Genomic DNA, 23149 nt, shown 5'->3' with positions numbered 1-23149 from the left:
AGGAAAATCGATGAACGACGACCTGAAGGCCTGGTACCAGTCGCGTACCGTCTGGGGCGCGCTGATCGCGATTCTCGCCTCGCTCGCCAACGCGGCCGGTGTCGAAGTAACGGCGGGCGTCGAAGGAGAACTCGCCGATCTCATCGTCGCGGCGGCGGGCACGATCGGCGGCATGCTGGTGCTCTACGGGCGGATTTCGGCGCGCCGGCGGGTGGGATAAACATGGACGGCCATTCATTTGCCATTCAGCGTGGATCGTTTATTGCTTGCATCAGAATGATCCGCACCTGAAAGTATGTTCATGGCCTCGCCACTTCTCATAGCCGCACTTGCGGCCAGCCTGATCCTGCCGGGGCCCATCGAGACGGGCAGCGACAGGAATGTCGTGCAGGTTGCAGGCGACTGCAGCGACGCGGCGGCGCAGGTGGTGGCCGAAACCGGTGGCGAACTGCTTTCGGCACAGCCGAAGGGTGATACCTGCGTGGTAACGGTGCTTGTGCCCGGCAAGGGCAATGCCCGGCCGCGCAAGGTGACCGTGCGCGTGCCGATGTAGCACTTCCGGGTCTTTTGCGGCGGGAAGAAAGAAGTAGAAAGAGGGCGAATGCGCATCCTGGTGGTCGAGGACGACGTCAATCTGAGCCGGCAGCTCAGCGAGGCCTTGAAGGAATCAGGCTATGTGGTGGACCAGGCCTTCGATGGCGAGGAAGGCCACTATCTCGGCGATACCGAGCCCTATGACGCCATCATCCTGGATATCGGCCTGCCGGAAATGGACGGCATCACTGCGCTTGAAAAGTGGCGCGCCGACGGCAAGACGATGCCCGTCCTCATCCTCACCGCCCGCGACCGCTGGAGCGACAAGGTGGCGGGCATCGACGCCGGTGCCGACGACTATGTGGCAAAGCCTTTCCATGTCGAGGAAGTTCTTGCTCGCATCCGGGCGCTGATCCGTCGTGCGGCCGGCCATGCGAGCCCCGATATCGTTTGCGGGCCGGTGCGGCTCGACACGAAGGGATCGAAGGCGACCGTCAATGGCGAGACGTTGAAGCTCACCTCGCATGAATACCGGCTGCTGTCCTACCTGATGCACCATATGGGCGAGGTGGTGTCGCGCACCGAGTTGGTCGAACACATGTACGATCAGGATTTCGATCGCGATTCCAACACGATCGAGGTTTTCGTCGGGCGTCTGCGCAAGAAGATCGGCGTCGACCTGATCGAGACCGTGCGTGGCCTCGGCTACCGGATGCAAGCCCCGGCCAATGGCAAATAGCGCCAGACGCTCCCGCTCGCTCACCTTCCGCGTTCTTCTCCTCGCCTCGCTGTGGGCGGCGGTCGCCCTTATCGTGATCGCTGTCGTCATCTCGACACTCTATCGCCAGAGCGCGGAAAAGAGCTTTCGCGACCTTTTGCGCGCCCAGCTCTACAACGTCATCAATTCGGTTTCGACGGGTGAGGACACGCGGCTTTCCGGTACGCCGCAACTCGGCGACCTCCGCTTCTTCCAGCCGCAATCGGGCTGGTACTGGATCGTCGAGCCGATCGGCGGGGCGCTGGCGAGCGAGACGCTGACCTCATCCTCGCTGGGCACGGGTAGCATTCCGATCGCCGACACGGACAGCATCCCCTTCGATACGCGCTATGAGCGCTTCTACACGACCATCGATTCCTTCGGCAACGAGGTGGAGGTTGGCGAGACGGAAGTGGTGCTCGACGACGAGGGGCGGACGGCGCGCTTCCGTGTCGTCGGCAACCGCGATGTGCTGGAAGCGGATATCGGCGATTTCTCCGGCAGCCTCTATCTCGCGCTCGCCGGCTTCGGTTTCGGCAGCCTGCTGCTCAACGCGGCGGCGATCCTGATCGGCCTGCGGCCGCTCGACCGGGCGCGCAAGGCGTTGGAGAAGATCAGGGCCGGGGAGAGCGAGCAGCTCGATGGCGATTTCCCACGGGAAATCCTGCCCTTGGCGAGCGAAGTGAATGCGCTGATCGACAGCAACCGGCGCATCGTCGAGCGGGCCCGCATGCAGGTCGGCAATCTCGCGCATTCGCTGAAGACGCCGATTGCCGTGCTGCTCAACGAAGCGCGGCTGCTGGCAGCGCCCCAGGGCGATCTCGTGCGCTCGCAGGCGGAGGCCATGCAGAGCCAGGTGCAATCCTATCTCAACCGCGCCCGCATCGCCGCGCAGCGCGAATCGGTGCTCGCCCGCACCGAGGCGCAGCCCGTTCTGGAGCGGCTGGTACGTGTGATGCGTCGCCTCAATGTCGATACGCAGTTCCCGCTGAAAGTCGATCCACCTGGCCTGGTTCTCGCGATGGAGCAGCAGGACGTCGAGGAGACGGTCGGCAACCTCCTGGAAAACGCCGCGCGATATGCTCGCACCGAGGTCGTCATCCGTGCCTTCGTCGCACCGGACGATGTTCGCGGCAGTGACGATGCGCGCAAAAGCTGGATCGTGATCGAGGTGGAGGACGACGGGCCGGGCCTTGAGCCGGACCAGATCCGCGAGGCGATGAAACGCGGCAAGCGGCTCGACGAGAGCAAGCCGGGCACCGGGCTGGGCTTGTCCATCGTCAGCGAGATCACGTCGGAATACCAGGGAACCTTTGGGCTTGCCCGGGGTTCGGGCGGCGGCTTGCTGGCGCGGCTGGTTTTGCCGGCCGTCACAAAGGATGTTGCCTGAGGCGTCGGACAATGCAACAAGGGAGGGGCTCGCGAATATGAGGATCGCGGGATGGACGATTTGCCGGGCGGCTCGCCGCCCCATGCGTGAAGAGAGACGGTTCCACCGGATGAAGACGGGTTTGCGCGGCGCCTTTTTCCCCCTCCTTCTGGCAACAGCGACGGTATCGGGATGCACGACCACGTCAGGCGGCAAGGGTCCGACTGGCGGCGGTGCGATTTCGGCTGGCGCGGGTGTCTACATCACCGCGCTGCAAGGCGGGCTCGTCAGCCGTAACACGGCGACCCAACTCTCCAAGGCAGACATGCAGCGGGCCCTGGAGGCCGAGTATCGCGCGCTGGAGGCTGCTCCCGGCGGCCAGCCGGTCGTCTGGCAGGGCAGCGGCGTCAGCGGCTCGGTGGTGGCGGCTGCGCCCTACCAGGTCGGTTCGCAGAACTGCAGGCAGTATAGCCATACACTCACCATCGAAGGCCGCGGGACGGCGACCCGGGGTGCTGCCTGCCGAAATGCAGACGGGGCCTGGGCACCGCTTTCCTAGAGCATTTCCAGCCGAAGCGGCGTCGTTTCGCTCTGGAATCAGCCGGTTCCCGTTGCGGGATCGTTTGACCGTTGCGGCGAAACGCCTCAATTTTGCGTCATCGTTCCCTTGGGAATTGGAAACGTCCCGGCGTTCCAGTAATTGATTGTCATGTTTTTCTGGATTCTTGTCGCCATCCTGACGGCCGCCGTTGCCGCCGTTCTGCTTCTTCCTCTCCTGCGGCGTCCCATGGCGGCGGCGGGCGAGGCCAGCCATGACATCGAAGTTTACCGCGACCAGCTCGAAGAGTTGAAGCGGGATGAGGCGACAGGCCTCATCGGCTCCAGCGAAGCAGAGCTTGCCCGCGCCGAAGTCGCGCGCCGGCTGATCGCTGCGAGCAAGGACGGGGCTAAGGGCAAGGCCGACCCTGCGGACCGTCGCAACCGGCTGGCGCAGGCGTTCGTTATCTTGCTGCTGCCTGCCATCGGCCTCTGTCTTTACTTGGCGACCGGCCGGCCGGATCTTCCGGCCCAGCCGCTCGCAGAGCGCCTTGCAAATCCGGGCAACGACATCAGCATCCTGATCGCCCGGGCTGAAAACCATCTGGCGCGCAATCCGGACGACGGAGCCGGTTGGGATCTGCTGGCGCCGATCTATTACCGCAGCGGCCGGATGGAAGATTCGGCAAACGCCTTTTCCCAGGCGATCCGCCTGCTCGGGCCGAGCACCGAGCGGCTGGACGGCCATGCGGAAACGCTGATTGCGCTTTCCAGCGGCATCGTCACGGCCGAGGCACGCAAGCAGCTTGAACAGTCGCTGAAGCTCAAGGCGGACAATCCGCGTGCTAAGTATTACCTGGCGCTGGCGCTGGAGCAGGACGGCAAGCGGGCAGAGGCACTCGCCGCCTTCGAGGCGATCGCCAAGGAAGCACCGGCCGCTGCGCCCTGGCTGCCGCTCGTCAACCGGCATATCGCGACGCTTGCCGAAGGGCAGGGCAGCGAGACCGCCGGCCAGCTCGGCAACCCGACCGCGGATGACGTGGCGGCGGCGCAGGACATGTCGACGGGTGATCGCCAGCAGATGATCGCCGGCATGGTGGAGAGCCTTGCGACGAAACTGCAGGACGATCCGAACAATTTCGAAGGATGGACGCGTATCATCCGTTCCTATGTTGTGCTGGATCAAAGGCCGAAGGCCGAGGCCGCGCTACAGACCGCGCTGAAAACCTTCCCGGCGGACAGCGAGAACGGCAAACAGCTTCTGGCACTGGCCCGGGACCTATCGATTTCGGCTGAGGGCAGCGGACAATGACACGCAAGCAGAAACGTCTGGCAGTGATCGGCGGCGGCGTCGCTTTCCTCGTGGCGGCAGTGCTGCTTGTGATGTTCGCCTTCAGCCAGTCGATCGCCTACTTCTATGTGCCGGGCGATATTGCCAAGGCGAATGTGCCGCCGGGCACGCGCATCCGCCTCGGTGGCCTCGTCGAAACCGGCACGCTCAAGCGCGGCGAGGGATCGACGATCACCTTTACGGTGACGGATACGCTCGCAACGGTGCCGGTGACCTATACCGGCATTCTTCCGGACCTTTTCCGCGAAGGGCAGGGCGTCGTGGCGGAAGGCGCTTTCGGCACGGGCGGGCTGTTCGTTGCCGATACGGTGCTCGCGAAACATGACGAGACCTACATGCCCAAGGACGTGGCCGACCGCCTCAAGGCGCAGGGCGTCGAACTCTCCGGCAAGGAAACGATCAAATGATCATCGAGCTTGGACACTATGCTCTGGTTCTCGCGCTCGCGACGGTGATCGTCCAGTCGATCCTGCCGCTGGTCGGCACGATCCGCAACGACCGCTCGTTGATGGCGGTAGCACCCGCCGCCGCCCTTGCCGGTTTCCTGCTGGTGCTTTTCTCCTTCTCGGTGCTGACCTTCGCCTATGTCGTTTCCGATTTTTCCGTCGCGAATGTCTGGGAGAATTCGCATTCGTTGAAGCCGATGATCTACAAGATCTCGGGTGTGTGGGGGAACCATGAGGGCTCGATGCTGCTCTGGCTCCTCATCCTCGTCTTCTTCAGCGCGCTGGTCGCGACCTTCGGCGGCAACCTGCCGGAACGGCTGCGCGCCAACGTGCTGGCGGTGCAGGGCCTTATCTCGACCGCCTTCGGGCTCTTCATCCTGCTGACCTCGAACCCGTTCCTGCGCCTTTCGCCCGCACCCGCCGAGGGCAAGGACCTCAATCCGGTCCTGCAGGATATCGGCCTCGCGATCCATCCGCCGCTGCTCTATCTCGGCTATGTCGGCTTCTCCGTCTGTTTCTCCTTTGCCATCGCCGCGCTCATCGACGGGCGGATCGATGCGGCCTGGGCGCGCTGGGTGCGGCCGTGGGCACTTGCCGCCTGGAGCTTTCTGACCGCCGGCATCGCCATGGGGTCGTACTGGGCCTATTACGAACTCGGCTGGGGCGGGTGGTGGTTCTGGGATCCGGTGGAGAATGCCTCCTTCATTCCGTGGCTTGCCGGTACGGCGCTGTTGCATTCCGCGCTGGTCATGGAAAAGCGCGAGGCGCTGAAGATCTGGACGGTGCTGCTGGCGATCCTCACCTTCTCCATGTCGCTGCTCGGCACGTTCCTCGTGCGCTCCGGCGTCCTGACCTCGGTGCATGCCTTCGCGACCGACCCGACGCGTGGCGTCTTCATCCTTGCCATTCTCGTCATCTTCATCGGCGGCGCGCTGTCGCTCTTTGCCTTCAGGGCCGCCACGCTGAAGGCCGGCGGCCTGTTTGCGCCGATCTCGCGCGAAGGCGCACTCGTCCTCAACAACCTGATCCTCACGACGGCGGCGGCGACGGTGCTGACCGGCACGCTCTATCCGCTGGTGCTGGAAGCGCTGACCGGTGAAAAGATTTCCGTTGGCCCGCCCTTCTTCAACCTGACCTTCGGTCTGTTGATGCTGCCGCTTCTGCTTGCAGTACCGTTCGGGCCGCTGCTTGCCTGGAAGCGCGGCGATGTCTTCGCCGCCGGCCAGCGCCTGTTTGCGGCGGTCGGCGTTGGCTTGGTCGCGGCGGCGACGGTCATCTATGCGCAGGGCGGCGGGCCGTTGCTTGCCTATTTCGGCATCGCCATCGGCTTCTACATGATCGCGGGATCGATCACCGATCTGTCGCTGCGCGCCGGCATCGGCAAGGTAACCGGCAATGTCGCCTTCCGCCGTTTCATCGGCCTGCCGGGCTCGGCCTTCGGCACGGCGCTGGCCCATATCGGCGTCGGCGTAATGGTCATCGGCGTCATCGCGGTAACAGCGTTCGAGACCGAGCATGTGGTTGAAATGAAGCCCGGCATGCAGGTGGAGGCGGGCGGCTTTACGCTGACCTTCGATGGCATGCGCCGCGGGCAGGGGCCGAATTACTCGGAAGAGTCCGGTCACTTCACGGTGGCGCGAGGCGGGGTGACGGTGACGGACATCTGGTCTTCGAAGCGGATGTATACGGCACGCCGCATGCCGACGACCGAGGCCGGCATCCGCACCTTCGGCTTCAGCCAGCTCTATGTTTCGCTCGGCGATGCGATGGCCGATGGCGGCATCGTCGTGCGTGTTTGGTGGAAGCCGATGATACTCTGTATCTGGATCGGTGCGCTGATCATGATGGCAGGCGGCGTCGTTTCGCTCTTCGACCGGCGCCTGCGCGTCGGGGCGCCGCAGAAGGCGCGCAAGGTGAAGCCTGTGCTGGAGGCGGCCGAATGATGCGCCGCCTCATTCTGGCTTTTGCCTTTATTCTCACGGCCTTTCCCGCTTTCGCCGTCAATCCGGATGAGGTGCTGGCTGATCCGGCGCTGGAGGCGCGCGCGCGGACCCTCTCTTCCCAGCTTCGCTGCATGGTCTGCCAGAATCAGTCGATCGATGATTCGAATGCCGAACTGGCGCGCGACCTGCGTCTTCTCGTGCGTGAGCGCCTGAAGAATGGCGACAGCGACGATGCGGTGATCGCCTATGTCGTTTCGCGTTATGGCGAGTTCGTGCTGCTCAATCCGCGCTTGCGTGGTGAAACCCTGCTGTTGTGGGGCGCGCCGATCGTGCTTTTCCTTGCCGGTGCGACGGCCATGGTGCTCTTCGTGCGCAAGCGTGGTGGAAAACCGACGGGAACACCGCTCTCGGAGGCTGAAAAAGCCGAGCTGGAGCGCGCTCTGACGCGCGAATAGCCCCGCTTCCCCCGAAATTCTCCAACATTACGAAAAATTCATGCGGCGGATAGTGCGCCGTAATGTGTGCAGGCCTATCTCTTCTCCCATCGGCTGCTGAGCGCAGCCATGAATGAGAGAAAAGGTGCAAAGAATGTCCAAGATTTCCGCATTCCGTCCGGGCCTCAAGACCGTACTGAAGACGACGACCGTCGCCGGACTTGCGGCCGTTATGCTGGCGACCGGCATTCCCGCGCGCGTTAGCGAAAGTTTTGCCGAAGCCGTTTCCGTCCAGGCGCCGCAGGTTGCGAGCTTTGCCGACGTTGTCTCTGCCGTTTCCCCGGCTGTCGTTTCCGTCCGTGTTCAGTCCGATATCAAGCCGGCCAATGACGAGAGCAATTTCTCGTTCAACTTCGGCGGCCGTAGCCTTGATGAACTTCCCGATGATCACCCGCTGAAGCGTTTCTTCCGTGAGTTCGGCGGGCAGGACCAGTTCCGTGGTGACCGCGGCCCGGGCCGCCAGTTTGGCGACCGTCGCGGCCCCGACCGCAAGCCGCATCTGCGTCCGACCTCGCAGGGCTCCGGCTTCTTCATCTCGGAAGACGGCTATATCGTCACCAACAACCATGTCGTCAACGATGGCTCGGCCTTCACGGTCGTCATGAATGACGGCACCGAACTCAACGCCACGCTCGTCGGCAAGGACAGCCGCACCGACCTTGCCGTGCTGAAGGTCGAGGAAAAGGACAAGCGCAAGTTCACCTATGTGAACTTCGCCGATGACAGCCAGATCCGCGTCGGCGACTGGGTCGTGGCTGTCGGCAACCCGTTCGGCCTCGGCGGTACGGTGACGGCCGGCATCATCTCGGCGCGTGGCCGTGACATCGGCTCCGGCCCTTATGATGACTATCTCCAGGTGGACGCTGCGGTGAACCGCGGCAATTCCGGTGGCCCGACCTTCAACCTCAACGGCCAGGTCGTCGGCATCAACACGGCAATCTTCTCGCCGTCCGGCGGCAATGTCGGCATCGCCTTTGCGATCCCCGCCTCCGTCGCCAAGGGCGTCGTCGCCGACCTGATGAAGGACGGCAAGGTCGATCGTGGCTGGCTCGGCGTGCAGATCCAGCCGGTAAGCCGTGACATCGCCGACTCGCTTGGCCTTGCGGATGCCGCCGGTGCCCTCGTCGTCGAGCCGCAGGCCGACTCGCCCGGCGCCAAGGCCGGCATCAAAAAGGGTGACGTGATCACGGCGCTCGATGGCGATCCGATCAAGGACCCGCGCGACCTTGCCCGCCGTGTCGCCGATATTGCCCCCGGCAAGAAGGTCGACCTGTCGGTCTGGCGTGACGGCAAGTCCGAGAGCATCTCGGTCGAGATCGGCACGCTTGCCGGTGAGCAGATCCAGGCCGCAACGGGTGCCGAAGAGGTCGAGCCGGAAGCGCCGGCCAGCGAGCAGGCGCTTGCCGATCTCGGCATCTCGGTCACGCCCGGCGATGAAGGCCTGACGGTCTCCTCGGTCGATCCGGACTCCGACGCCAGCGACCGCGGCCTCAAGGAAGGCGACCGCATCACCTCGGTCAACAACCAGGCTGTGAAGTCTGCCGACGACGTGGTGAAGGTCATCAACAACGCTCGCAAGGACGGCCGCTCCAAGGCGCTGTTCCAGATCGAGACCAATGACGGCAGCCGCTTCCTGGCGCTGCCGATCGACCAGGGCTGATCGGCTCCGGCATTCCCTGCCTACGGCGCCGCGAGATCGCAAGGTTTCGCGGCGCTGCCATATCCGGGGGCGCTGCTAGCCAACGCTCGCCGAACATGCTGTAAGGTCCGTACGATGAAGATATTGATTGTGGAAGACGATCTGGAGGCGGCCGCCTATCTCTCGAAGGCCTTTCGCGAGGCGGGCATCGTGCTCGACCATGCGAGCGACGGCGAAAGCGGCCTCTTCCTCGCGACGGAAAACAGCTACGACGTGCTGGTCATCGACCGCATGCTGCCGCGCCGCGATGGCCTCTCGCTGATTTCGGAATTGCGCCACCGCAACATTCACACGCCCGTGCTCATACTTTCTGCCCTCGGCCAGGTCGATGACCGCGTGACGGGCCTTCGTGCCGGTGGCGACGACTATCTGCCGAAACCCTATGCCTTCAGCGAACTTCTGGCTCGTGTCGAAGTACTCGGCCGCCGCAAGGGCACGCCGGAGCAGGACATGGTCTATCGGGTCGGTGACCTCGAACTCGACCGGCTCTCCCACACGGTGAAGCGGGCGGGCAAGGAAATCCTTCTCCAGCCGCGCGAGTTCCGTCTACTCGAATATCTGATGAAGAATGCCGGCCAGGTGGTGACACGCACCATGCTGCTGGAAAACGTCTGGGACTACCATTTCGACCCGCAGACCAACGTCATCGACGTCCATGTTTCGCGGCTGCGCTCGAAGATCGAGAAGGATTTCGACCAGCCGCTGCTGCGCACCGTGCGCGGCGCGGGATATATGATGAAGGAAGAGGCGGCGGGCTGATCCATGCAGCGACTGCTCGGCCGGCTGACCGCCCTCTACCGCACCACCGCGGTACGCCTCTCCGCGATCTACCTCCTGCTCTTCGCCGTCTGCGCGGCCTTTCTCGTCTTCTACGTATCCTCCATGTCGGAGGGCCTGCTGCAGCAGCAGATGCGTGAGGCAGTGGCGCAGGAAACCGAGCAGATCGAGCGCGTCTTCGACAACAACGGCATGAACGGCTTGCTGCGCACGCTGGAGCGGCGTGCCCGCCAGCCCGGCGCCAATCTCTACATCATTGCAAGCCCGACCGGCGAAGTGCTGGCCGGCAACGTCGCCTCCATCCAGCCCGGCGTGATGGACAATGAAGGCTGGACGGAGACACCGTTCCGCTACCAGCGCTACCAGGAGGAAGCGCGCGGCAACAACCGTCCGATGGCCTATGCGCAGGTGACGGTACTGTCCAATGGCCTGCGCGTTCTGGTCGGCCGCGATCTCGGCGAGCCGGAGAATTTTCGCAAGCTGGTGCGCCAGGCGCTGATGGTGGCGCTCGGCGTCATGGGCATCGGCGCGCTCGCCATATGGTATCTGATCGGCCGCAACGCCTTGAAGCGCATGGATCGCATGTCCGATGCCAGCCAGCGCATCATGGCCGGTGATCTCTCGCAGCGCCTGCCGACGAGCGGCTCGGGTGACGAGTTCGACCGGCTTTCGGAATCGCTGAACACGATGCTCGGGCGCATCGAGAAACTGAACGAGGGCCTGAAGCAGGTTTCCGACAACATTGCGCACGACCTGAAGACACCGCTGACGCGCCTGCGCAACAAGGCGGAGGCAGCCCTTGCCGGCAATGAAAAGGCCGATTACCGCATCGCGCTGGAGGAGATGATCGGCGAATCCGACCAGCTTATCCGCACCTTCAATGCGCTTCTGATGATCTCTCGCGTCGAAGCCGGCCAGGCGCCGGCGGAGATGAGCGCGATCGATATCAGCGGCATCGCCCATGATGGCGCCGAGCTCTATGAACCGGTTGCCGAGGATTGCGGCCTGAAGCTCGTGACGGAGATCGCCGATGGGGTCGAAATCAACGGCAACCGCGAACTCGTCGGCCAGGCGCTCGGCAACCTCATCGACAATGCAATCAAATATGCCGAAGGCAGCGATGATCCGGAGATCCGCGTGTCGCTCGTGCGCCGGGATGGCGATGTCGTCCTGTCGGTCGCCGATAGTGGGGCCGGCGTGCCCGATGACAAGCACGACGAGGTCGTCAAACGTTTCGTGCGGCTCGATGCCAGCCGCTCCAAGCCCGGCACGGGGCTTGGCCTGTCGCTCGTCGGCGCCGTCATGGAAATGCATCACGGCCGGCTGGAACTCGATGCGACGCATCCCGAGCGGGAAAACAATCGGGGGCTGACCGTCAGAATGGTTTTCCCCGTCCTTCCGGACTGATACACCTCGTCGTCAAAAAAGGCGAGGAGGCATCATGAGCGTGACGGAAACGACGCGGTTTTCCGATCTTTCGACCTCTCCGATCCGGCCCCTGAGCCAGACGGAAGTCAAGTCGGTCCTGTCCGACCTCAAGGACTGGGGCAAGGATCACCCCGCCATTGCCAAGCTGCTCGGCGGGAACGAACCCCTCAAGGATTTCCTCGTCGCGGCGTTTTCGCTCTCGCCCTATCTGCGTGATACAGCGCGCATCGACCCCGGCCTGCTTGCCCGCGCGCTTGAAGCGCCGATCCTGCCGATGATCGAGGACGCGATCGCCCGCGCCCGCAACGCCTGGAAGACGGAGGGCGGCGAGGTGACGGAGGCGGTGCTGATGACCCGTCTGCGCGTCGCCAAGCGCGAGGTCGCCTTCCTCACAGCGCTTGCCGATCTTGCCCGCATGTTTGATGCACGGAAAACCACCGCACTTCTCACGGACCTCGCCGAAGCGGCGACGTCGGCCGCCTTCGACTATCTGCTCCTGTCGGCGCATGAAAGCGGCAAGCTGAAACTGCCGGACCCTAAGCATCCCAGCGAAAAGTCGGGCCTGATCGTGCTCGGCATGGGCAAGCTTGGCGCGGCCGAACTCAACTATTCCTCCGACATCGACCTCGTCGTCTTCTTCGACCCGATGGCGGATATCGCGGTCGATCCGATGGAGGCGGTCGAGACGTTTTCCCGCCTCGTGCGCCGGCTGATCCGCATCATGCAGGAGCGCACGGCGGACGGCTACGTCTTCCGCACGGACCTGCGCCTGCGGCCCGATCCGGGCGCCACGCCGCTCGCCATCTCCTTCGATTCGGCCATGCTCTATTACGAGAGCCGCGGGCAGAACTGGGAGCGCGCCGCCTTCATCAAGGCCAAGCCGATTGCCGGTGATCTCGCGGCCGGCGCGGCGTTCCTCAAGGGCCTGACGCCCTTCGTCTTCCGCAAATATCTCGACTATGCGGCGATTGCCGACATTCATTCGATCAAGCGCCAGATCCATGTGCACAAGGGGCACGGCGAGATCGCCGTCAAGGGGCACAATGTCAAGCTCGGCCGCGGCGGCATCCGCGAGATCGAGTTCTTCGTTCAGACGCAGCAGCTCATCGCTGGCGGCCGCGTGCCGGCGCTGCGCCTGCGCGCCACCGAGCCGATGCTGCAGGAACTTGCAAAGGCGAACTGGATCGACAAGGGCACGGCCAGGGAACTGACCGAGGCCTACTGGTTCCTGCGCGACGTCGAGCACCGCATCCAGATGGTGCGCGACGAACAGACCCATTTGTTGCCGGAAACCGAGGCCGAGCTGAAGCGCATCGCCTTCATGATGGGCTTCGAGGATACGGCCGGTTTTTCTGCAAAACTCGTTTCCGTGCTTAAGACCGTCGAGCGCCGTTATGCGGCGCTCTTCGAGCAGGAGGCGAAGCTCTCCTCCGAGACCGGTAATCTCGTCTTCACCGGCCAGAAGGACGATCCGGACACGCTGGAAACGCTGAAGCGCCTCGGTTTCGAGCGTCCCGCCGACATTTCCCGTACGATCCGCACCTGGCACTATGGTCGCTACCGCGCCACGCAATCCGTCGAAGCACGCGAGCGACTGACGGAACTGACGCCGCAATTGCTGCGCGTCTTCGGCGAGAGCAAGCGGGCCGACGAGGCGCTGCTGCGCTTCGACAGCTTCATTTCCGGCCTGCCAGCGGGCATCCAGCTCTTCTCGCTGCTCGGCAACAATCCGGCGCTGCTTTCCCTCATCGTCAACATCATGTCGTCGGCGCCGCGCCTCGCCGAGGTGATTGCGGCAAAGCCCCATGTCTTCGACGGCATGCTGGATCCCGGCCTGCTCGCCGAACTGCCGACGCGCGCCTATCTTTCCGAGCGCATCGAGGGCTTCGTCTCCGGCGCTCGGCACTATGAGGAAATCCTCGACCGCCTGCGCATCATCGCCGCAGAACAGCGCTTCCTCATCGGCATCCGCCTGCTGACCGGTGCGATCACCGGCAAGCAGGCCGCGCGCGCGCTGACGCATGTCGCCGACCTCATCGTCGCCGCGGCACTCAAGGCCGTGCTGGAGGAAATCGAGACCGCGCATGGAAAATTCCCGGGCGGGCGCGTGGTGCTGGTCGGCATGGGCAAGCTCGGCAGCTTCGAGCTGACCGCGGGCTCGGACATCGACCTGATCCTGCTCTACGACCACGACAGCGACGCCTTTGAATCGGACGGTCCCAAGCCGCTCGACAACATGAAGTACTTTACCCGCATCACCCAGCGCCTGATCGCCGCGCTCTCGGCGCCGACGGCGGAAGGCGTGCTCTACGAGGTGGACATGCGCCTGCGCCCCTCCGGCAACAAGGGGCCGGTCGCGACGCGCATAACGTCGTTTGCCAAGTACCAGACGGAAGAGGCCTGGACGTGGGAGCACATGGCCTTGACGCGTGCCCGCGTGCTGTGCGGCGACGAGAGCCTCATGAAGGAGGCCGACGACATTTTTCGCGCGGTGCTGGGCCGAAAGCGCGAGCCGGCGAAGATCGCCAAGGATGTCGCGGAGATGCGCAACCTGATCGACCAGGAAAAGCCGCCGAAGGATGTCTGGGACCTAAAACTCATCCCGGGTGGGCTGATCGACATCGAATTCATCGCGCAGTTCCTCGCGCTGCTGGCCCCGGTGCGCGGTGTGCCACAGCCGGAGCGGGCGATGCCGACAGGGGAGGCGCTCGCCGTGCTCGGCGCGGCGATGATGGATCCGAACGACCTTGACGCCGTGCAAAGCGCGCTGGTGCTCTATACGGAGATTTCGCAGATCGTGCGCCTCTGCGTCGATGGCAGCTTCGACCCGAAGGAGGCGCCGGCCGGGCTCATCGACCTCGTCTGCCGGGCGGGTGACAGCCCCGATCTCCGCACTTTGGAGGCAGACCTCAAACAGCGATCCAAGGCGGTGCGCAAGATATTCCAGGCCCTTGTCGCAAAGCCGTGATCGGCGTGGTGTCTGTGCCCCTGAGGCCATCGTGCTGCCTGAAAGCGTCAAATTCCCTTGCGTTGGGCCTCTTGCACTTCAAGAACAGGCTTTATACGAAGGCAGCAAGACAGTTCGTTTAGAGGTTAGTTTTTAATGATTCTAATGAACCGAGAAGGCGCAGAAAGACACGTTCTGAGCTGCTATGATATAGAATTCCGGCGAAATCATAAAAACGTACTGATCATTCTGTTTTCTCACTCGCCCAATCATCATTTCAAATCGATAAAATTCTCGGCAGATGTTCTGAGTATTGCAGACACTGCGGATACATACTTCACGCGAGATGCCGAGATTTTATCTGCGCACCTGTTAAATCTGGTCTCTGATTATGATCAGGTCATCGCGATCGGGGGCAGCAAGGGAGGGCATGGCGCGCTCTACCATGCAATGCTGCTCGCCCGCGCGACAGAAAAGCCGGTTCGCGCCCTGGCGTTCAGCCCGGTGGTCGTCCTGCACGACAACAAGAATGAACTGCCCTACACGTCCTATCAACGGCTGATGGAAGAGGCGCAGGCGTCCGAGCAACTGGCGGCCGACCTGCGTGTCGCGACAGAGGTCGTGACGTCAGTGCCGCCGCGCAACCTCGCAGTTTTCTGCATTCTCGGATCGGGCAACCGTTTTGACTGCGTCGAGGTGCTCCGGATTCAGGGCGCGCATATCTTCACCCTTCCCATGCGCCATCACGAGTCCATCATCCCGTTCCTGTGCGACACAAGCGATCCCAAGGCGGTGACGAGAACCGTATTGGTGCTGCATGACAAGGCGGCTGAACAGGCGGACGTCGCGCACCTTCTGGAGGAAGGCGCCGTCGATGCGATGATCGCGGATCTGTCGGCTGTCCCGAAACAGCCGGGCCTTGACCAGGTGGCGGATCTCATCATCACGGGAGACACCGGGAAGATGTGGCTGACATCCCGGCCTTGGCGGTAGCGCATACGCCATTCCGCGAACGCCCAGCCCCTCAAAGCCTTGCGTGAGTGCAAAAGCCGAGGACGGACGCCCCCGTCCTTGCATTGCGAAAAATCCGTTACGCGGCCGCCAGATGCAGTGCCGCAAGCCGCTCCCGGTCGGGGATACGAACGGAGATGATCGTGCCCTTGCCTTCGACGGAGCGAATACGCATCGCGCCGCCATGCAGATGGGCCAGCGAGCGGGAGATGGCGAGCCCGAGGCCGGAGCCGCCCTTGCTCTTGGCATATTGGCTCTGCACCTGCTCGAAGGGCTGGCCGATCTTCTGCAGCGCCGATTTCGGAATGCCGATACCGGTATCGGCGATCGTCAGCGTGACGGCGCCATCGATCTTGCGCGCCCGCACCTCCACCTTGCCGCCGGCATTGGTGAACTTCATGGCATTCGACAAGAGGTTCAGCAGGATCTGCTTCATGGCGCGGCGGTCCGCGACGGTGAACAGGTGCTGCGGGCAGATTTGCTGCACCCGGATGTGCTTCTTCTCCGCTTGCAGCATGGTGAGGCGCAATGTTTCCTCGATCAGCGGGGCCAGATCGACGGTCTCGCAGCTGATGCGCATATGGCCGGCCTCGATCTTCGACATGTCGAGAATGTCGCTGATCACGTTGAGTAGGTGTTTGCCGCTCTCATGGATGTCGCAGGAATATTCGCGGTATTTGTCCGAGCCGATCGGACCGAACATCTGGTTCTGCAGGATCTCGGAGAAGCCGAGGATGGCATTGAGCGGCGTGCGCAGCTCATGCGACATGTTGGCGAGGAATTCCGATTTGGCGCGGTTTGCCGCCTCGGCACGGTCCTTTTCGGCCTGGTAGTTGGCAATGGCGACGGAAAGCTCCGCCTTCTGCCGCTCCAGCTTGGCGCGCGAGGCCGAAAGATCGCCGATGGTCGCCATCAGGCGGCGTTCGGATTCGCGCAGGCGCACCTGGTGGCGCTTCATCATGGTGATGTCGGTGCCGACAGAGACGAGGCCGCCGTCGCGGGTGCGCCGCTCGTTGATCTGCAGCCAGCGCTCGTCGGCAAGCTGGACCTCGCTGGTCTGCGACATGCCCGCACCGTCGGCATCCGCGATGCGCCGCTCGATGACCGGGCGGGCCGCCGCGGCATGCACCGTCGCACGATCGGTGCCGGGCACGAGCACGTCGTCGGGAAGACCATAGGCCTGCTGGTAGTGCGCATTGCACATGACGAGACGGTCGTTCTTGTCCCACAGCACGAAGGCCTCGGACGTGCATTCGATGGCGTCCGCAAGGCGCTGGTCGGCCTCCTGGTAGCGCTGGGCAAGCCGGTGCTGCTCCGTCACGTCCATCGCGATGCCGATGATATGCATGCGGCCGGAGGCCATGCGGATGACCTGTGCACGGGCACGAAGCCAGACATAGTGGCCATCGGCATGACGCATGCGGAAGACCTGTTCCACCTGCTTGGCTTCGCCGCGGGCAACCGCGCGGGCCACCTGATAGATGCCGTCATCGTCGGGATGCATCAGGCGCGCGGCATCGCCAAAGGACAGCACGCTGTCGCGCGGCGGCATGCCGAGCATTTCATACATGGAGCGCGACCAGAACAGCCGGCGGCTCGAGAGATCGAAGTCCCAGAGACCGCAACGGCCGCGGGCCAGCGCCGTTTCCACGCGCAGGTTCGATTCCGCGAAGATCGCGTCCGCATCACGCGCCCGCTTCGCCTGGATGTAATAGGCATAGAGAATGACCAGCAGGATCGCCGAAATGCCGGCAAACAGCGTCACGTTCAACGCGACCTCGTCGCGCCAGAACATGGCAATCTGGCCGAGCGGGTTGGCGACGATGACGAAGCCACCCTTCTTCGGCATCTGCACGAGCGAGGCATAATAGTCCTGCCCGCCGATGCGGGTGCGGAAGACGCCCGCCGGTTCACCGAAATATTGTGTCGCCGCGAGTTCCGGCGAGAAGCGCGCAAGGGACTGGCCGACATAGCGCGCCGCCGCCAGCGAGGCGCCGAAGACGTGCCCTTTTTCCTCGACGAACAGCACCAGCCCACCCGGCTGCAGGCGGTCCTGTGGCAGGTTGAGCGACAGTGCCGCCTCGACCGCCATGCGGTCGGACTTGGCGAGGCTTTCCGCCATGGTGCCGGAGAAGACGGCGCCGACGGCCATGGCCGTCAGCGAGGTCGTGTCCTTGACGCTCGTGTCCATCCGGTCGTGCTCGGCCATGATGCCGACCATCCGCGAGATGGCCACCACGAACAAGAAGGCGATGATCAGGATCGGTATCGATCGCTTGAGCACGGGTTCGGCCCGTGTCAAATGCCGCGCGGCAGGCCCGGCGAAAATCTTCGCCTGTCCCGTCGCCTCTTGTCCCCAGGCCGCCATTCCCGGAAATTTGAGACGAGTCCACCCGCCGGCTGCGCGTCCTCGTTGCGCGTCCGCCATAATCTTCAAACCTTGTAAGCCTCTCGTGATTCGGCGCGCCGCTCGCCCGAATCTGCCCTAATGAATCAATTGTGATTCGGCTTGTCCAGAGGAAAAGGTAAAACTTTCTTAACCATATCTCGTCGGTGCGAATTTGTATGCCAAAACGAAAACGGGCGCCGAAGCGCCCGGAATCATTAAATTTTCGGGATATCAGCCCTTTAGCATACGCTCGACAATATCCGAGACGTCGGAGGAGAGTTTTTCACCCGCTGCAATCGTCCGCAACGCATTGCGCGCGTGATCGGAGCGCACGTCCTCAAGCGCCCGCCAGGAGCGCATGGAGGTGAGGATGCGGGCGGCGAGCTGCGGGTTCTTCGGGTCGATCTCGATAATCTGGTCCGCAAGGAAGCGATAGCCTTCGCCGTCCGCGCGGTTGAAGCCGGTCGGGTTGGAGAAGGCATAGGTGCCGACGAGGGCGCGCACGCGGTTCGGGTTCGACTTGTTGAAGTGTGGGCTCGTCATCAGCGCCTTGACGCGTGCGAGGGCGCCGTCGCCCGGAATGGTCGACTGGATCGAGAACCACTTGTCGATGACCAGTGCATTGTCGGCAAAGCGGGCCCGGAAGGTTTCCAGCGCGCTTGCGGTCTCGGCGGCATCCGGGAAGCGGTGCGCGAGCACGGTAAGTGCAGCACTCAGATCAGTCATGTTGTCGGCGGCCGCAAAGGCCTCCGCGGCGCGGGCCGGCGTGCCGTCGGCGACAGCGAGATAGGCAAGCGCCGCATTGCGCAGCGCGCGATGGCCAGCACCTGCGGCATCCGGCGTGAAAGCGCCCTGCAACTGGTGGCGTTCGAAAAGCGTGGCAAAGACGGCAGGATCACGCTTCGCCACAAAGGCGAGCACGTCTTCGCGTCCGGCGCGGATGGCGTCGGGATCGTTGTTGCTGCCGAGTTCGCGGGCAATGTCGGATTCGGAGGGCAGGGCGAGCGCCTGCGCCCGGAAGGCAGGCTCCAGCGTCTCATCGCCGGCGATTGCAATCAGCGTATCGGCAAGAACGGCATTCGTCTCGACCGGCTCGCCGGCCCGTGCGCTGCGTGCTGCCGCGACGAGGTTCGGCAGCGCCAGATCGTTGAGCGCCTGCCAGCGCGCGAAGAGGTCGGCATCATAGCGGGCGATATGGGCGAGGTCGGCGGGCACCTGCTCGAAATGCAGGTTGATCGGCGCCGAAAAACTGCGGTTGAGCGAAACGACCGGGCGCGAGGCAATGCCGGAGAAGATGACGGTCTGGCGGCGCTCCTTGAGATGGAGCACGTCGCCGGTCACGTCCGCACCGCTGACGGCGCTCGGCGTGGCTTCGGAGCCATCGGCGGAGATCAGGCCGAAGCGCAACGGGATGTGCATCGGTTCCTTCGCGCTCTGGCCCGGCGTCGGCGGGATCATCTGTTCGAGCGACAGCGTGAATTCGCCCTTCGCCTGGTCATAGCTTGACGAAACACTGACGAGCGGCGTACCGGCCTGATGGTACCAGAGCGAGAACTGGCCGAGATCGACGCCGTTCGCCTCTTCAAAGCACTTTACGAAATCCTCGATCGTCGCGGCGTCGCCATCGTGCCGTTCGAAATAGAGGTCCATGCCCTTCTTGAAGCCGTCGCGGCCGACGATGGTCGCGATCATGCGCGTCACCTCGGAGCCTTTTTCGTAGACGGTCGTCGTGTAGAAGTTGTTGATTTCGCGGTATTTCGTCGGGCGCACCGGATGGGCGAGGGGGCCGGCATCCTCCGGAAACTGCTCCGACTTCAGGTGCCGCACTTCCGCGATGCGCTTGACGGCGCGCGAACGCTGGTCGGCGGAAAATTCGTGGTCGCGATAGACCGTCAGGCCTTCCTTGAGGCAGAGCTGGAACCAGTCGCGGCAGGTGACGCGGTTGCCGGTCCAGTTGTGGAAGTATTCATGCGCGATGATCGCCTCGATATTCGCGTAGTCCTGGTCGGTCGCGATTTCCGGGTCGGCGAGCACGTATTTGTCGTTGAAGACGTTGAGCCCCTTGTTCTCCATGGCGCCCATGTTGAAGTCGGAGACGGCGACGATCATGAAGATATCGAGATCGTATTCGCGGCCGAACACCTCTTCGTCCCATTTCATGGAGCGCTTCAGCGCGTCCATCGCGTAGGCCGCACGCGGCTCCTTGCCGTGCTCGACATAGATTTTCAGCGTGACCTCGCGGTCGGACATCGTCGTGAACGTGTCCTCCACCACGCCGAGGTCGCCGGCGACGAGCGCAAAGAGGTAGGACGGCTTCGGGTGCGGATCGAACCAGGCGGCAAAATGTTTGCCTTCGCCATAGCCGGCGCCGCCGAGGAAATTGCCGTTGGACAGCAAGAGCGGGCAGCTCGCCTTGTCGGCGATGATGTTGACCGTGTAGACGGCCAGCACGTCCGGCCGGTCTGGGAAATAGGTGATGCGCCGAAAACCTTCCGCCTCGCACTGGGTGCAATAGACGCCGTTCGTGCGGTAGAGGCCCATCAGCTGGGTGTTGGCCTCGGGATTGATCATCGTGGTGATGGTGATCTCGAAGGGCTCGCTTGCCGGCAGGTCGCGGATGGTCAGGCTGTCGGGCGTGGCGTCGTAGCGGGCAGTGTCCAGTTCCATCTGGTCGAAGAGCAGGCTGGTCATCGTCAGCTCGTCGCCGTCGAGAACGAGCGGCGCGGCGGGATCGACGCCGTCGCGGCGATTGAAGATCAGGCGGGCCTCGACCTTGGTCTCCGTCGGGTCCAGTTCGAAGGTCAGATCGACGCGCTCGAGAACAAAGTCAGTCTGGCGATAGTCCGCCAGGTGGATGATCTGGCCGTTCTCAGTCCGCATGGATGTGTCCTGCTCTTTGCCGTCCGGTTCCCGTTCCCCTTGTGCATGGAACGATGGATCGCCGGGACGGTCTGCCCCCAAGTTCCACGAATAGATATGCGTATTCGCTTAACATCTCATTTCCGCGAGGATCGGGAAATCATAAATTTGTGCCATGCCGGTACGGTTGCTCTCTCCCGCATCTCCGATCAAAATTATCCGCGATGCATCACCAGAATTCATCCCATCCTGCCATCAACCGCGCTAGAGTTGCAGCTCTCTGAACCGGTTCTCCGGTCTCCCTGAAATCTGTTGCCATGGCCTGCCGGCCATGATGAGTTCCGCATGGACACGCAGTCTTCCGATCCCATGAAGGGGATTTTTCTCAAGGTCGCCTCGGTGGTGATCTTCCTATGCATGTCCGCGCTCATCAAGGCGGCCGGCAAGGATCTTCCGGCGGGGCAGATCACCTTCCTGCGCTCCGCCTTCGCCATGGTGCCGATCCTCGTGTTCCTTGGCATGCATGGCCAGCTGCGTGATGCCTTCCGCACCAACGACATCTTCGGACATTTGAAGCGCGGCTTCATCGGCATTCTCTCCATGGGCTTCGGCTTCTACGGCCTCATCCACCTGCCGTTGCCGGAATCGATCGCGCTCGGTTATGCCCTGCCGCTCGTCACCGTGGTGGTCGCCGCGGTCTTCCTCAAGGAGAAGGTCGGCATCTATCGCTGGTCGGGCGTGCTTGTCGGCCTGCTGGGTGTCGCTATCATCAGCTGGCCGCGCCTCACGCTCTTCCGCACGGGAGGCATCGGCTCGTCGGAAGCCATGGGCGTGCTCGCCATGTTGGCTTTTGCCGTGCTCGGCTCCTTCGCGATGGTGCTGGTGCGCAAGCTGGTGCAGACCGAGCGCACGCCGACGATCGTGCTCTATTTCTCGCTGTTCGCCTCGATCTTTTCGCTCGGCACGCTGCCGTTCGGGTGGATCGCGCTGAGCTGGCAGTCGCTCGGCCTGATGGCGCTTGCCGGCTTTTGCGGCGGCATCGCCCAGATCCTGCTGACGTCGAGCTACCGTTATGCCGACGTGTCGACCATCGCGCCGTTCGAATATACGTCGATCGTGCTCGGTCTCATCATCGGCTATTTCCTGTTTGGCGACGTGCCCACCGGTCCCATGCTGATCGGTACCGCCGTTGTCGTCAGCGCCGGCATCTTCGTCATCTTCCGCGAACACCAGCTCAACCTGACGCGCCGGGCGGAACTTCGCCACAAGTTGCCTCAGGGGTAAAAACAGGCCGAGTTTTCGCGCGCGCTCAACGCCACTCCGGCGTCGTCGTGTCCTCGACCCGCTCGTCCGTCACGGCATCAGGCTGGAGCGCGGCAGCGGCGGCATCGGCGCCAAGCGGCTGCGCCGACATCGCCTGATAGTCCGTCTTGCTAACGAGGCCTTCATTGGCTTCGCGCCGGCTGATGCGCCAGGCGGCATAGGCGCCGTAGAGCGCGAAATAGACGGCGAGCACCGCAAACAACGAACCGGGGCCGAAGCGGTCCATGATTGGTCCGACCATCAGCGGCCCGGAAATCGTGCCGAAGCCATAGACGATCATCATGCCCGAGGAGACCTCGACATATTCGTTCGGCTGGGCGCGGTCGTTCGCATGCGCCACATTCAGCGCATAGATCGGGAAGATGACCGAGCCGACGAAGGCCGCGACTGCGTAAAGCATCATCGGCGGCCCACCGGCCACCAGGGCCATCACCAGGCAGGAAATCGTGCCGACGATGCCGCAGACGACCATGACAAGACGACGGTCCATGCGGTCCGAGGCGCGGCCGATCGGAATTTGCGCAAGCGCGCTGCCGAGCAGCACGCAGGCGAGCAGCGTTGCGCCTTCCGCGGTCGACAGGCCGGTGCGCTGCGTGAACACGCCGCCAAGATTGAGCCAGGCGCCGGAAAGCGCGCCGGCAAGAAACGCACCGACGACAGCGACGGGCGAGCGCCGGTAGAGTTTGGGAATGTCGAAGCGAGCCTGCGTCGGCGGGGCAGGAAGCGGCGATGAGGTGAGGGCGGTCGGCAAAAGGGCGACCGAGAAGATGATGCCGCACAGAATGAACAGCGAGGTGTTGGACGGATCGCCGAGCGGCACGAGATATTGTCCGCCGATCGTGCCGACCATCGTGGTGATCAGGTAGATCGAGAAGACGGAGCCGCGATTCTCGTTGGTCACGCGTTCGTTCAGCCAGCTTTCGATGATGAGATAGCTGCCGGAAATGGCGAAACCGGAAATGGCGCGGAACAGCATCCACGCCCGCCAGTCGACGACGAGCGCGCACAGCAGGATCGCGATGGCCAGCAGCGTGATCAGCGCCACGAAGACCCGCACATGGCCAACAAGCAGCACGAATTTCGGCGTGACGACGCAGGAGAGCGTGAACCCGACCGTATAGCCCGTCGCGATCATTGCGATCGTCTGCGTTGACCAGCCTTCAGCAACCGCCCGCACCGGCACGACATAACTCTGCAGGCCGAACGCCACCATCATCAGCAGGGTGGACAACATCAGGCTCAGGATGGAGACAAGGCTCGCCAGCATGGGGGCTCCGGGAGAGGG

Annotated in this window: 18 protein-coding genes; 15 read left to right on the top strand and 3 right to left on the bottom strand. The window is 63.4% G+C overall.

Translation table 11 applies throughout. The features are described from left to right. The first annotated feature begins 10 nt into the window (after positions 1–10). The 14 genes from BSY16_RS09270 to BSY16_RS09205 all read left to right on the top strand — a co-directional run bounded on the left by BSY16_RS09270 (position 11) and on the right by BSY16_RS09205 (position 15275). Positions 11–220, top strand: coding sequence for a hypothetical protein (locus tag BSY16_RS09270; protein ID WP_069059395.1), 210 nt, complete (start codon positions 11–13; stop codon positions 218–220). An 81-nt stretch (positions 221–301) separates the two neighbouring features. After that, the gene (locus BSY16_RS09265; protein ID WP_069061458.1) at positions 302–553 is read left to right on the top strand and encodes a hypothetical protein; all 252 of its coding nucleotides are present in this window, start codon (positions 302–304) and stop codon (positions 551–553) included. Positions 554–601: 48 nt separating this feature from the next. Beyond that, positions 602–1273, top strand: coding sequence for a response regulator transcription factor (locus BSY16_RS09260; protein ID WP_069059394.1), 672 nt, complete (start codon positions 602–604; stop codon positions 1271–1273). Further along, positions 1263–2681 (top strand): ATP-binding protein, encoded by a 1419-nt coding sequence (locus tag BSY16_RS09255; RefSeq protein ID WP_069059393.1) that lies wholly within the window; start codon positions 1263–1265, stop codon positions 2679–2681. Before BSY16_RS09260 ends, BSY16_RS09255 begins: the two co-directional genes overlap by 11 nt. A 109-nt stretch (positions 2682–2790) precedes the next feature. Next, complete coding sequence (locus BSY16_RS09250; RefSeq protein ID WP_069059392.1) at positions 2791–3219, top strand: RT0821/Lpp0805 family surface protein; 429 nt, start codon at positions 2791–2793, stop codon at positions 3217–3219. A 150-nt stretch (positions 3220–3369) separates the two neighbouring features. Then, positions 3370–4509, top strand: a complete 1140-nt coding sequence (gene ccmI, locus BSY16_RS09245; RefSeq protein WP_069059391.1) for a c-type cytochrome biogenesis protein CcmI — start codon at positions 3370–3372, stop codon at positions 4507–4509. Then, entirely contained in the window at positions 4506–4955 is a 450-nt protein-coding gene (gene ccmE, locus BSY16_RS09240; protein ID WP_069059390.1) for a cytochrome c maturation protein CcmE, read from the top strand. The genes ccmI and ccmE overlap by 4 nt, the downstream gene beginning before the upstream one ends. Continuing rightward, positions 4952–6937, top strand: coding sequence for a heme lyase CcmF/NrfE family subunit (locus tag BSY16_RS09235; protein ID WP_069059389.1), 1986 nt, complete (start codon positions 4952–4954; stop codon positions 6935–6937). The genes ccmE and BSY16_RS09235 overlap by 4 nt, the downstream gene beginning before the upstream one ends. Beyond that, positions 6934–7392, top strand: a complete 459-nt coding sequence (locus BSY16_RS09230) for a cytochrome c-type biogenesis protein (protein ID WP_069059388.1) — start codon at positions 6934–6936, stop codon at positions 7390–7392. Before BSY16_RS09235 ends, BSY16_RS09230 begins: the two co-directional genes overlap by 4 nt. Positions 7393–7525: 133 nt before the next feature. Next, the gene (locus BSY16_RS09225) at positions 7526–9091 is read left to right on the top strand and encodes a Do family serine endopeptidase (protein WP_069059387.1); all 1566 of its coding nucleotides are present in this window, start codon (positions 7526–7528) and stop codon (positions 9089–9091) included. Between the two features lie 114 nt (positions 9092–9205). Continuing rightward, the gene (locus BSY16_RS09220; protein ID WP_069059386.1) at positions 9206–9889 is read left to right on the top strand and encodes a response regulator transcription factor; all 684 of its coding nucleotides are present in this window, start codon (positions 9206–9208) and stop codon (positions 9887–9889) included. Positions 9890–9892: 3 nt separating this feature from the next. Continuing rightward, complete coding sequence (locus BSY16_RS09215; RefSeq protein WP_069059385.1) at positions 9893–11314, top strand: ATP-binding protein; 1422 nt, start codon at positions 9893–9895, stop codon at positions 11312–11314. Positions 11315–11348: 34 nt separating this feature from the next. Then, positions 11349–14303, top strand: a complete 2955-nt coding sequence (locus BSY16_RS09210) for a bifunctional [glutamine synthetase] adenylyltransferase/[glutamine synthetase]-adenylyl-L-tyrosine phosphorylase (RefSeq protein ID WP_069059384.1) — start codon at positions 11349–11351, stop codon at positions 14301–14303. A 135-nt stretch (positions 14304–14438) separates the two neighbouring features. Then, a complete protein-coding gene (locus BSY16_RS09205; protein ID WP_286157197.1) occupies positions 14439–15275 on the top strand; it encodes a hypothetical protein in 837 nt (278 codons plus the stop codon). A 97-nt stretch (positions 15276–15372) separates the two neighbouring features. Here BSY16_RS09205 and BSY16_RS09200 read toward each other — a convergent pair whose 3' ends face one another. Next, positions 15373–17721, bottom strand: coding sequence for a PAS domain-containing sensor histidine kinase (locus BSY16_RS09200; protein ID WP_069059382.1), 2349 nt, complete (start codon positions 17719–17721; stop codon positions 15373–15375). A gap of 192 nt (positions 17722–17913) precedes the next feature. Then, positions 17914–20562: an aminopeptidase N gene (pepN, locus tag BSY16_RS09195; RefSeq protein ID WP_069059381.1), complete on the bottom strand. Its 2649-nt coding sequence runs from the start codon at positions 20560–20562 to the stop codon at positions 17914–17916. 324 nt (positions 20563–20886) lie between these two features. Between pepN and BSY16_RS09190 the strand changes: the two genes are divergently transcribed. Beyond that, positions 20887–21825: a DMT family transporter gene (locus BSY16_RS09190; protein WP_069059380.1), complete on the top strand. Its 939-nt coding sequence runs from the start codon at positions 20887–20889 to the stop codon at positions 21823–21825. A gap of 25 nt (positions 21826–21850) precedes the next feature. Here BSY16_RS09190 and BSY16_RS09185 read toward each other — a convergent pair whose 3' ends face one another. Then, a complete protein-coding gene (locus BSY16_RS09185) occupies positions 21851–23131 on the bottom strand; it encodes an MFS transporter (protein WP_069059379.1) in 1281 nt (426 codons plus the stop codon). Positions 23132–23149 lie beyond the last annotated feature (18 nt).

The organism is Sinorhizobium sp. RAC02 (genome assembly GCF_001713395.1).
In the GTDB taxonomy this organism is placed as follows: domain Bacteria; phylum Pseudomonadota; class Alphaproteobacteria; order Rhizobiales; family Rhizobiaceae; genus Shinella.
This window is presented reverse-complemented; position numbering and strand designations above follow the sequence as displayed.

What these genes read in the sequence shown, in the direction of transcription:
- BSY16_RS09270 (WP_069059395.1), top strand. Translation starts at nt 11, where the DNA reads ATGAACGACGACCTGAAGGCCTGGTACCAGTCGCGTACCGTCTGGGGC.
- BSY16_RS09265 (WP_069061458.1), top strand. Translation starts at nt 302, where the DNA reads ATGGCCTCGCCACTTCTCATAGCCGCACTTGCGGCCAGCCTGATCCTG.
- BSY16_RS09260 (WP_069059394.1), top strand. Translation starts at nt 602, where the DNA reads ATGCGCATCCTGGTGGTCGAGGACGACGTCAATCTGAGCCGGCAGCTC.
- BSY16_RS09255 (WP_069059393.1), top strand. Translation starts at nt 1,263, where the DNA reads ATGGCAAATAGCGCCAGACGCTCCCGCTCGCTCACCTTCCGCGTTCTT.
- BSY16_RS09250 (WP_069059392.1), top strand. Translation starts at nt 2,791, where the DNA reads ATGAAGACGGGTTTGCGCGGCGCCTTTTTCCCCCTCCTTCTGGCAACA.
- ccmI (WP_069059391.1), top strand. Translation starts at nt 3,370, where the DNA reads ATGTTTTTCTGGATTCTTGTCGCCATCCTGACGGCCGCCGTTGCCGCC.
- ccmE (WP_069059390.1), top strand. Translation starts at nt 4,506, where the DNA reads ATGACACGCAAGCAGAAACGTCTGGCAGTGATCGGCGGCGGCGTCGCT.
- BSY16_RS09235 (WP_069059389.1), top strand. Translation starts at nt 4,952, where the DNA reads ATGATCATCGAGCTTGGACACTATGCTCTGGTTCTCGCGCTCGCGACG.
- BSY16_RS09230 (WP_069059388.1), top strand. Translation starts at nt 6,934, where the DNA reads ATGATGCGCCGCCTCATTCTGGCTTTTGCCTTTATTCTCACGGCCTTT.
- BSY16_RS09225 (WP_069059387.1), top strand. Translation starts at nt 7,526, where the DNA reads ATGTCCAAGATTTCCGCATTCCGTCCGGGCCTCAAGACCGTACTGAAG.
- BSY16_RS09220 (WP_069059386.1), top strand. Translation starts at nt 9,206, where the DNA reads ATGAAGATATTGATTGTGGAAGACGATCTGGAGGCGGCCGCCTATCTC.
- BSY16_RS09215 (WP_069059385.1), top strand. Translation starts at nt 9,893, where the DNA reads ATGCAGCGACTGCTCGGCCGGCTGACCGCCCTCTACCGCACCACCGCG.
- BSY16_RS09210 (WP_069059384.1), top strand. Translation starts at nt 11,349, where the DNA reads ATGAGCGTGACGGAAACGACGCGGTTTTCCGATCTTTCGACCTCTCCG.
- BSY16_RS09205 (WP_286157197.1), top strand. Translation starts at nt 14,439, where the DNA reads ATGATTCTAATGAACCGAGAAGGCGCAGAAAGACACGTTCTGAGCTGC.
- BSY16_RS09200 (WP_069059382.1), bottom strand. Translation starts at nt 17,721, where the DNA reads ATGGCGGACGCGCAACGAGGACGCGCAGCCGGCGGGTGGACTCGTCTC.
- pepN (WP_069059381.1), bottom strand. Translation starts at nt 20,562, where the DNA reads ATGCGGACTGAGAACGGCCAGATCATCCACCTGGCGGACTATCGCCAG.
- BSY16_RS09190 (WP_069059380.1), top strand. Translation starts at nt 20,887, where the DNA reads ATGGACACGCAGTCTTCCGATCCCATGAAGGGGATTTTTCTCAAGGTC.
- BSY16_RS09185 (WP_069059379.1), bottom strand. Translation starts at nt 23,131, where the DNA reads ATGCTGGCGAGCCTTGTCTCCATCCTGAGCCTGATGTTGTCCACCCTG.